The following is a 1,377-nucleotide window of genomic DNA, read 5'->3' as shown; positions in this document are numbered from 1 at the left end:
ATAGAAAATGTGACGAAAAGTGTGTATGCGCTGGACGTTTCCATGAATTACGATTCCAATCTGATGGAGTTCGTGTCGGCAGATACGCTGAAGGACGGTATTAGCCTGTTCGCGACACCGATGAATACACCTGGCGAACTTCGTCTGATTATGGCGAGCGAGGGTGCCGAACATGCTGTCATTGGCAGCGCGCAGCTGCTGAAGCTGACGTTCCAAGCGAAAAATGTGCCGCAAGCGACGGAAGGGTTCATCACGGTATCCGATTTGACTTTGGCCGATTATCAGGGAACGGAAACGAAGTTGCCCTCAACTTCGAAGGGGATTCAAATCACACTTCCACCAGTTAATAAATCGGCTCTGAATGAACTTATTGGTGTAGCACAAACGGCGCACGATGCTGCAGCGGAAGGAACGCAAATCGGCCAGTACTCCGTTGGGGCGAAGCAACTGCTTCAAGCGGCGATCAATGCGGCGCATGTGGTGGCGAATCATCCGAACACAACACAAGAACAAGTAGTTGTTGCTGTTGTAGCATTGCAGCAGGCGTTCGATGCCTTTAAGGCCTCCATTATTACAAGAAGCGCGGAAGATTTAAACAACGATGGCAAAGTGAGCATCGGCGATCTTGCGATCATAGCGAAGCATTATGGCAAGACTTCTAGCAGTCCGGATTGGGAAAACGCGAAGAAGGCTGATATCAATCACGACAATAAGGTCGACATCACTGACCTTGCTGGAGTCGCACAGAAGATATTGCAGCAATAAGGTTATCGGTAGCAGAAAATGAAGAAAGTAGATGATCCGCCAGTATGTTAAGTTGCTGGTGGGTCATCCACTTTCAATACCTAAATCATAGAAACGAGCGATTGAGGAGGAAATGGAGGTATTTGTACATCAAGCTCCACTAAACGATAGAAAAACAAAGGTCAGGAACGGATTCCTGGCCTTTGTTTTGTTGCTTAAAAGATGGCAAAAGATAGTAGATATTTTTAACTGTTTACAGTATTAATTTCAATGATCTTAAATCGTGAAAATCACTATGATATAGGTATAGCAACACTAGTAAATTAAACAGGTAACTTCTGGCCAAACCTTCAAGACGAAGGAACTGAAAGACGAAGGAACTGAAAGACAAAGGTCAGGAGTGAGCTCCTGGCCTTTGTTTTTTGCACATAAGAGGGAAAGTCAGTAGATATTTAACTATTTATGGTACTAATTTCAATAGTTCTACACCGTGAAAATCACTATGATAAAAGAGTAGCAACACAAAAAACTAGGGAGGTCATTAAAATGAGAAATTCAAACAAAACAGTGGCAATGGGTATGGTGTTGTCGACCGTTATACTTTCACTGACGGGTTGTGGCAGTAATACTGTA

Annotated in this window: 1 protein-coding gene; it reads left to right on the top strand. The window is 44.0% G+C overall.

Features of this window, described 5'->3' with window-relative positions; genetic code table 11:
- Nucleotides 1–765, top strand: a 765-nt coding sequence (locus tag AC58PQ_RS29505) for a dockerin type I domain-containing protein (RefSeq protein WP_497247957.1), incomplete at its 5' end; no start/stop codon positions are given.
- Between the last annotated feature and the right edge of the window lie 612 nt (nt 766–1,377).

The organism is Paenibacillus sp. J22P143 (assembly GCF_059692035.1).
The sequence above is the reverse complement of the archived record's forward strand: the minus strand, read 5'-3'. Positions and strand labels throughout refer to the sequence as shown.